General features: G+C 69.8%; 3 protein-coding genes and 1 pseudogene. All 4 read right to left on the bottom strand.

What is annotated here, in order from left to right:
* Positions 1 to 3,353 (bottom strand): type I polyketide synthase (locus IEY61_RS30480; protein ID WP_189050745.1); only part of this gene is annotated, 3,353 nt, incomplete at its 3' end.
* A gap of 224 nt (positions 3,354 to 3,577) precedes the next feature.
* A complete protein-coding gene (locus IEY61_RS30475; protein ID WP_189050743.1) occupies positions 3,578 to 3,814 on the bottom strand; it encodes a DUF5988 family protein in 237 nt (78 codons plus the stop codon).
* Positions 3,815 to 4,018: 204 nt separating this feature from the next.
* A pseudogene (locus IEY61_RS30470) lies at positions 4,019 to 4,820 on the bottom strand (IS5 family transposase).
* A 115-nt stretch (positions 4,821 to 4,935) separates the two neighbouring features.
* Complete coding sequence (locus tag IEY61_RS30465; RefSeq protein WP_189050741.1) at positions 4,936 to 7,860, bottom strand: AfsR/SARP family transcriptional regulator; 2,925 nt, start codon at positions 7,858 to 7,860, stop codon at positions 4,936 to 4,938.
* Positions 7,861 to 8,738: the final 878 nt, after the last annotated feature.

Here is an 8,738-nt window from a genome sequence, read left to right as displayed (position 1 = left end):
GTGGCCGAGCCGCGCAGTGTGGTGGCGTCGATGCCGGCGCGTTCGATGGTCTCCCAGGCTGTTTCCAGGAGGATCCTCTGCTGCGGGTCCATGGCCAGCGCCTCACGCGGACTGATCCCGAAGAAGCTGGCGTCGAACTGGCCCGCGTCGTCCAGGAAGCCGCCGCGCCGGACGTAGGTGGTGCCGGACTCGTCCGTCCCGAAGAGGGTGGCCAGATTCCAGCCCCGGTTGGCCGGGAAGTCACCGGTCAGGTCCGCGCCGGTGGCCACCGCCTGCCACAGGTCCTCGGGGGAGGCGACGCCGCCGGGGTAGCGACAGCCGATCGCGACGATCGCGATGCCGTCGGCGTCCTCGCCGACCGGAGCCGCCGGAGCCGCCGGAGCCGGCCCTGCGGGCTCGGCGCCGCTGAGGAGTTCGTGCAGGTGTCCGGCGAGCTGGTCCGCCGAGGGGTGGTTGTAGACGATCGTGGTGGGCAGCCGCAGGCTGGTCGCCGCGCTGAGCCGGTGCCGCAGTTCGACGGCGCCGACCGAGTCGAGGCCGAGGTTCTTGAAGGTGGTGGCCGGGTCCACCGGCCCGGGGCGACCCAGCACCTCACCGGCCACCCCTCTCACCAGTGCCAGCAGGTCGTCGCGGCGCCACACCTCGTCGGCTCCGCCGCGGTACGCCCCGCCGTGGTCGGTGAGCCAGTACCGCTGACGCTGGAATGCGTACCCGGGCAGCGCGATCCGTCGGCCGTCGGCGACCTCCCAGCGGACCGGGGCACCGGCCACGAACGCCTCGGCGAGCGCGACCCGCATCCGGCGGAAGCCGCCCTCGCCCCGGCGCAGCGTGCCCAGCGCGGTCGCGGAGAGCCCTGCTTGCTCGATCGTCTCCTCGACGCTGGTGAGCAACACGGCGTGCGGACTGCACTCGACGAAGACACCGCCGCCGGCCGAGCCGAGGGCGGTGCGGACGGCGGTGCCGAACCGCACCGGCTGACGTAGGCCGCGGAACCAGTACTCGGCATCCATCGTGGCGGTGTCGATCTCGGTGCCGGTCACCGTGGACACCAGCGTCACCCGGCCGGTACGGGGGCGGATCGGCCCCAGCGCCGTGACGATCTCCGAACGCAGCTCGTCGACCGCTACCGAGTGGGACGGGTAGTCGACCGGAACGAGCCTGGCCCGATGTCCGGACGCCTCGAACACCGGCTGGACGGCGGCGAGCGACTCCGCCGGGCCGGACACCACCACCGACCGGGGGCCGTTCACCGCCGCGACCACGACCTCCGGAGCGTGCGCGGCGAGCACCGCCTCGACCTCGTCCGCCCCGGCGGCGATAGACATCATGCCGCCCCGGCCGGCGATCCGCTCGGCGGCCTGGCTGCGCAGTGCGACGACGCGGGCGGCGTCGGCCAGCGACAGGGCGCCGGCCACGGTCGCGGCGGCGATCTCACCCTGCGAGTGGCCGATAACGGCGTCCGGTTCGACGCCGTGCGAGCGCCACAGCTCGGCGAGCGCCACCATGACCGCCCAGAGCGCCGGTTGCACCACGCTGGCCCGGCTCAGCTCCAGCGCGTCGGGCGCACCGCGCAACACGTCCAGCAGGTCGTAGTCGAGATGCGGGGCGAGCGCCTCCGCGCAGTCGGTGAGTGCGGCGGCGAACACCGGTGACCCGGCGAGCAGTTCGCGGGCCATCTCCGGCCACTGCGAGCCCTGTCCGGGAAAGACGAAGATGACCGGTCCGCCGACAGCGGTGCCGGCGACCACGCCGTCGCCGGGGCGGCCCCGCACCAGCGACTCGAGGTCGACGGCCGGATCGTCCCCGGTCAGGATCGCGCGGCACGCCAGCAGGTCGCGGGTCTCCAGCAGGGACCGGGCGACGTCGGCCGGGCGTGTTCCGGGCCGCTCCGCCAGATATTCGGCGAGCGCGGTGGCCTGCGCGCGCAGCGCGGGCCCGGACTGCGCGCTGAGCACCCAGGGGGCGGGCTCGACCGCCGGCGGTGGCTCGGCCACCGACAGCGCCGGGGCCAGCGGCGTCCCTGGCGTGGTCGCGGCGGCCTCCGTACCGGTGGTGGCCGCTGATTCCGGCGGTTCCCCGAGGACGAGGTGGCAGTTGGTGCCGCCCATGCCGAACGAACTGACACCGGCGAGCAGCCGGCGGTGCGGTGCCGGCCAGTCACGGGTGGCGGTGACCACCTGGAGGCCCAGCTCGGGAAGTGGGATGTCCGGGTGGGGATCGAGGAAGTTCAGGCTCGCCGGCACCTGGCGGTGTGCGATGCTGAGCACCACCTTGAGCAGGCCGGCGATGCCGGCACCGCCTTCGAGGTGCCCGATGTTGCTCTTGGCCGATCCCACCAGTACGGCGTCGGTGCCGACGCGACCACGGCCCACCGCGTCGCCCAGGGCGGCTGCCTCGACCGGGTCGCCGACCGGGGTGCCGGTGCCGTGCAGCTCGACGTACTGGATGCCGTCGGCGGCGATCCCCGCCCGGCGGTGCGCCGTACGGATGACCCCCGCCTGTGCGGCGCGGCTCGGCGTGGTGAGGCTGTCGCCTCCGCCGCCGTCGTTGTTGACCGCACCGCCGAGGATGACCGCGTAGATCCGGTCGCCGTCGGCCCGCGCCGCCGAGAGCGGTTTGAGTACGACCAGGCCGCCACCCTCGCCGCGCACATATCCGTTCGCGCGGCTGTCGAAGGTGTAGCAGCGGCCGTCCGGCGAGAGCGCGCCGAACCGGCCGATGGCGTCGGTGGTCTCCGGCAGCAGGTTCAGGTTGATGCCGCCGGCGAGCGCCATCCGGCTGTCGCCGCAGCGTAGGCTCTCGCAGGCCTGCTGCACCGCCACCAGCGACGACGACTGTCCAGTGTCCACGGCGACACTCAGGCCGACGAGGCCGAGGTGATGGGAGATCCGGTTGGCGATGATGCTGCGCTGCTGCCCGGTCAGGGTGTACGAGGTGATCGCAGCCGCCCCGGCCCGGTCCTGCACAAGGGCGTAGTCGGCGGCGATCGCGCCGACGAAGACACCGGTGGCGCTGCCCCGCAGACTGCTCGGCGGCAGCTGGGCGTGCTCCAGGGCGTGCCAGGCCAGTTCCAGCATCATCCGCTGCTGCGGGTCCATGGCGCCGGCCTCGTAGGAGGTGATGCCAAAGAATCTCGCATCGAAACGGTCGACCTCGGTCACGAAGCCGCCCCGCCGGTACTCGATAGCGCTGCCCCGCTGCCAGCGGTCCTCGGGCACCTCGCTGACGGCGTCCCGCCCGTCCCGCAGCAGCTGCCAGTAGGCCTCCGGGCCGTCCGCGCCGGGCAGTCGGCACGACATGCCGATCACGGCGATCGGCTCCTGGCTGCCGTCCGCGTCCTTTCGCGCGTCCACGCCAGTCCTCGCACCATCTACCATTTCGTCACCTCACCGGCTCGCCGCGAAATAGCACCGCCGAATACCGAATTCGCCGGCGCGCACATGTAAACCGCGCCGCAAGGCTGCGGCGCACAACAAATCTTCGTTGCTCAGAGATTCGGCCGGGGCGACTGTTGTGTCAAGGACGCCCAGCTGCCGACCGGATGGCAGTTTCCGGTTGGCCGGAAGGTGTCACCGGCTTATTCGGCGACCTTGGTTCGCATGGACCAACGATAGACGCGGGCAAGGCCGGCAGTGCTGCTCAACCGCTCTTCCGTACGCTCGAAGTGCTCGTGTCCGCCGAGGTAACCGACCTTGACCTTGGTGGTCCCGTCCGGCACCTGGCAGAGACGCCGGGATTCGGGCAGGCCGGACGGGCCACCGATGAGGATTGCGTCCTCGCCTCGCATCTCGCTGTCGTGGTCGTCGATGGCCATCGCTCAGCCCCAGATGGTTTCGCCTTGAGCTGACCTGATGGCGATGAAGTACGGCATCAAGACCTCCTGAAGGTCCTCGCAGAATTATCCGACGACTCTTTCTAGCCGGGCGGGCAATCACCGCATTCTCGCGAAGCTATCGCCGCGCCATCATGCCGATCGCCGGGTCGGTAACGCGGCGATGGCGTCGATTAAGAGCGTGTCTCAGGTGGTGAGTTTGAGGTAGCGCTTGTGGCACGTCAGGGCGGCGGCGAGGGTGACGAATGCGCAGTACAGGCCGGGATCGCGTTCGTGGCGGAGGGTCAGCCGGCGGTAGCCGGTGAACCAGGCGAAGGTCCGTTCGATGACCCACCGGTGCCGGCCGAGACGGTTTAACGATTCGATGCCGCGTCGGGCGATGCGGGGGCGGATGCCACGCTGGCGGAGCATGCGGCGTAGGTGGGGGTAGTCGTAGCCCTTGTCGGCGTGCAGCTTGTCGGGGCGTCGGCGGCGGGGACCACGGCGGGAACGGACGGCGGGGATGGCCTGGACGAGCGATTCCAGGCAGCGGCTGTCGTGGGTGTTCGCGGCGGAGACGCCTACCGACAGCGGCAGTCCGCCACGCTCGGACAGGGCGTGGATCTTGCTGCCGGGTTTGCCTCGGTCGACCGGGCTCGGGCCGGTCAGAGCGCCCCCCTTTTCGCCCGCACGTACGCGGCGTCCGCGGTGGCCCGGGACCAGTCGATTAGCCCCTGCGCGCCGAGTGGTCCAACGCGGCCACGTGCAACCTGCGCCACAATCCAGCAGCCGTCCACGCCTGGAACCTCCGGTGCGCGGTAGCCCTGGACACCCCGAACCCGGGCGGAAGGTGCCGCCACGCGCAGCCGGTGGTCAACACGTACACAATCGCCGCGAACACCGCCCGCGCATCGATCGGCGGCGTCCCTCCACCCTGCCGACGCCGAGGCGGTGGCGGTATCAACGGAGCCGCCAGGTCCCACAAATCGTCAGGCACCCACTGCTCGATCCATCGCTCGTCCACAGTAGAAACGATCTGCCACGAAGACAGCCGACCGCCACCTGAGACATCCTCTAAGCGCTCCGATGCCGTCGACGGCCACCGCCGCCAGACACAGGAACCCTCAGTGGGTACGGGCGCGCAGTTCCGCCGTGACCGGTCTGATGATCTTCGAATCGAGCTTGCCGGCCAACGCCATGGCCTCGCGCCACGCTATCGACGCGGCCTCGCCCTGCCCACGGCTGCGATACGCGTCGCCGACCGCCAGCAGCGCCCGGACCCGCCAGGTGTCCATCTCCAGTTCCGCGAAGATCTGCTGAGCCTGCGAGAACAGTTGCAGCGCCAGGTCGGCCTGGCCGTGATCCAGCTGGATCCGGCCGCGGACCATCCGGATCTGCCCACCGAGCATCCGGTGTGGCAGGTAGGAAGCCTGGTCCTGCACCTTGGCCAACTCCGCCTCGGCCTCGTCGGTGCACTGCTGTCGGGCCAGTGCGACGCCGAGGCCGTAGCGGGCGTACATCTCGCCGACCTTGTCGCCGTACTCCTGCACCATCTTGACCACGCTGCGGAAGGTCTCCTCCGCGTCGGTCTCGTTGCCCCGGGCCAGTTGCAGGTCACCCAGCCGGCACAGCAGCTGGCACCGGATCCGGCGACTGCCGGTGACCTCGACCAGTTCGAGCGCGCGGGTCAAATGCGGCTCGGCCGCGTCGAAGTCACCCCGCTCCAGCTCGATCTGGGCGATGCTGCCCAGTACGTGCGCCTCGCCAACCGCGTCACCGGCCGCGCGCAGCAGGGGCAGCGCCTGCTCGCAGCGGCGTGCCGCGTCGCCGATCCGGCCCTGGGCGCGGTCCAGGAAGGCCAGGTTGCGCAGCACCAGTGCCTGACCGTGCCGGTCGCCGATCTCGGCGAAGATGTGCTGGGCCGGCCGTAGTAACAGGCTGGCCTCGGCGAACCGCTGCTCGTACAGCCGCAGGGCACCGAGCGAGTGCAGCATGGCGGCTTCTCCGCGCCGGTTGCCGGTGCGGCGGCACTCGACGAGCGCCATCTCGTGGGTGACCCGCCAGTCGTCGAAGAAGCTCTGCGCCTCGAACAGCGTGACCGAGGTGAGCGCGAGGTCCCAGCACAGCTCGTCCAGGCCGGCGCGGGCAGCCTGGCAGACTGCGCCGACGATGCCGTGGCGCTCGCTCTCGTACCACTGGATCGGGTCGATCAATTCGCGCTCGATAACGTTATCAGGAACGGCCCAACGCTGCGCTTTGCCGTGTAGGAGTGTGTGGTCCCCGCCGTACTCCTTCCGGTGCGCCTGTTCGGTGAAGAAGAGCCAGGCGCCGAGCAGCCGTGCGAGGGCCGCAGAACGGTCGCCGGGTGACTCGTCGTGGCCGAGGCGTTCGCGGGCGTAGGTGCGGATCAGGCTGTGCAGCCGGAACCGCAGCCGCCCACTGCGGTCAAGCCGTTCGACGTCGAGGAACTGAGCGTCGATCAGCTCATCGAGCGCCTCCTCCGCCTCGTGCACGGAGGTGTCGAGCAGTGGGACGGCCAGCCAGCCGGGGAAGTCGTGCACCTCCAGCAGGGCGAGCCGGCGGAACAGCCGCTGTGCGGTCTCGCTGAGCACCTGATAGGTCAGCGCGAGCGTGGCTCGGACGCCGAGCCCTCGGTAGACCAGCTCGTGCAGGCGCTGGCTCTCGTCGGTGATCCGCTCGACGAACTGGCCGATGGACCAGTGCGGGCGGGACGCCAGCCGGGCCCCGACGATCCGCAGCCCGATCGGCAGGCCGCCGCAGAGCTCCACCAGCCGCAGGCACTCGCTCAGCTCGGCGTACGCCCGGTCGCTGCCGACCACCTTGGTCAGCAGCTGCATCGCCTGCTCCTGGTCGAAGACGGGCACGTTGACGATGGTCACGCCGGGCTGCCCGGTGAGCCGGAACCGGCTGGTCACCATCACCGCACAGCCGGCGGAACCGGGGATCAGCCAACGCAGCTGCTCCTCGTCGACGGCGTCGTCGAGCACGACCAGCACCCGCCGGTGTGCCAGCAGTTGCCGGTAGAGCTCGGCCCGTTCCTCGAGCCGCTCCGGTATCGCGCTGCCGGCCACGCCGAGGGCGCGCAGAAATCGTTCCAGCGCCTGCGCCACGGTGACCGGCTGCACGGACAGACTGTTGAGTTGGACGAACAACTGGCCGTCCGGAAACTCGTCGGCCAGCAGGTGGCCGATATGTGTGGCGAGCGTCGTCTTGCCCACGCCGGCCTTGCCGCAGAGCACCACCACCGGCACGCTGTTGGGCGAGCCGTCCCGGGACAGCAGGTGTTGGCGCAGTTGGTGGATCGGCTCGGCGTGGCCGGTGAAGTCCTGGATGTCGGTGGGCAGCAGACGCGGGGTCACCTGCACCATCGGACCCACGGCCGGCGTCGCGACCGGCTGCGGCGCGGTGTCGGGCGCGCCGTTGAGGATCGCCCGTTCCAGCAACTGCAACTCTTCGCCGGGCTCGATGCCCAACTCGTCAACCAGCAGCCGTCGCCCGTTGCGATAGACCTTCAGCGCCTCCGCCTGCTGCCCGGACTGGTAGAGCACCCGCATCAGCCGTGCCCGCAGCCCTTCCCGCAGCGGATGGTGGCTGACCAGTTCGCTGAGGTAGCCGACCAGGCTGTGGTGCGTGCCGAGGCGTAGCCGGACGTCGGCCCACTGCTCGACGGCGCCGACCAGTTCGTGGACCAGCCGGACGTTGGCGCTCCTGAGTATCCGACTGTTGCCCGTGGTCAGCCCGTGCCCCCGCCAGAGTCCGGTGGCCGCGTGGAACATCTCATCGGCCTCGCTGAGGCGGTGCTCGGCGACGGCCTGGTACGCCCGTCGGATCAGGTCGGCGAACGCCAGGCTGTCCAACTGGTCGGCCGGTACCCGCACCATGTAGCCGTTGTTGGTGGTCGAGATGATGTCCGGCGGCAGCCCGGCCTCGCTCAACATCCGGCGCAGCATCGAGATGCAGATCTGCACCTGTGCCTTTGCGGTCGCCGGCGGTGCGTCGTCCCAGACGGCTTCCATGAGGCGGTCCATGCCGACACTTCGGTTCGCCTCTAGCAAAGTCATCATGAGGATGATTTGTCGTCGCTGGGCTACGATTGGAAACTCGCCCGACGGGCCGTGCATCTCCAACGATCCCAGCATTCGAAACCACACTCGCACGTCCTCCTCGCCCCCGTGCACACCCCCAAGGGTGTCAATGTGAATCGGCGTGTGCTTGTCAGAATCGTACGTCGTGTCTGCCGCTCGTGGAAGCTCCTTCGAGCGGAATTTTCACGATCTTGTTTGGCGAGCTGCTAATCGAATCCCATTGCTGGTAGGGTTACGGTTTCGGTTCGGGCATGGTGGAGAGTCAGCTGGTGGCCGAGTGTGGCCCGTAGCCACTGGGCCAGCACCCTGCGACAGCGTCTCAGCGTCGATGTGGATCAATAGCGCCAGATCGTCGTGGCCGCGAGCATCCGGTCGGTGAACCCGAGCCGGCTTCACGCCGTCCATCCAGATCACGCACCCAGTCGGCGATCACGGCGAGCGTGCACGCCCCGGCCAGCGCCGCGCACACCGCCACGGAGGGTGCTCACCAGCGGGTAGCGCCGGCCCCGCTGATCACGCGGATGCGCAACAGCCCTGGTGTGGCCCAGGCTCTTCCTCGGCCGGGGCGATCTCAGCGGGTTTCCCGCCCGCCGGATCTGCGTCAGCCAGCCAAGGCACCTGGGCTATCGGAAGTTGCCGATAAGCAGATAATTGGGCTCGATTTCGTAAGAGCGCTGATTTCGGTCGCGGCTATTGAGGTGATCTCAGCAAGGTTCGGCGGCCGGGTGGGGATGACACGGGCGTAACGTCCATACCGGACGGTGTTGGATGTGGGCGTGGAGCCATCGATAGACAGGTTCTTGCGACAGAATCCAGTCTTC

Source organism: Micromonospora sonchi, from assembly GCF_014646235.1.
GTDB lineage: Bacteria > Actinomycetota > Actinomycetes > Mycobacteriales > Micromonosporaceae > Micromonospora > Micromonospora sonchi.
Note: the sequence above shows the minus strand (reverse complement) of the source record. Positions and strands in the feature narration are given on the sequence as shown.